Origin of the sequence: Colwellia sp. BRX9-1 (assembly GCF_014077195.1) — a bacterium.
Taxonomy (GTDB): Bacteria; Pseudomonadota; Gammaproteobacteria; order Enterobacterales; family Alteromonadaceae; genus Colwellia_A.
Genome location: NZ_JACGVM010000075.1, coordinates 1 through 464, shown reverse-complemented (window position 1 = coordinate 464; position 464 = coordinate 1). Strand labels below are relative to the sequence as shown.

The 464-nt window shown below is 34.7% G+C and carries 1 tRNA gene; it reads right to left on the bottom strand.

Annotated elements, in window-relative coordinates:
- Positions 1-339 precede the first annotated feature (339 nt).
- Positions 340-425, bottom strand: a tRNA-Leu gene (locus H4J76_RS19555).
- Positions 426-464: the final 39 nt, after the last annotated feature.

Below are 464 nucleotides of genomic sequence, written 5' to 3'. Positions count from 1 at the left end.
CGTCACACTCTATGAGCGAGGGATTTTAAATCCCTTGTGTCTACCAATTCCACCACCCGGGCATCGGATAATTCTTTTTAAAGTAGAGATTGGCTCCCTACTAACTCTTAATTACTAAGAGATTTAAGTAATTAAATTCTTTAATTTATCTACACACTAAATTTAAACAGTTAACGAGACGCTACATCTTTTGTTGACAGCTAAATCACAACATTTTAACTATGTTTATTGTATATAAATATATGCATTATAAATGTAATGTAAATTAATTACATACATGATTGATACAGGTTTAATTACTACTATTTAAATTACTGAACAGAAAGCACAGCATAAAGATGGTACCCGGAGACGGACTTGAACCGTCACACTCTATGAGCGAGGGATTTTAAATCCCTTGTGTCTACCAATTCCACCACCCGGGCATCGGATAATTCTTTTTAAAGTAGAGATTGGCTCCCTAC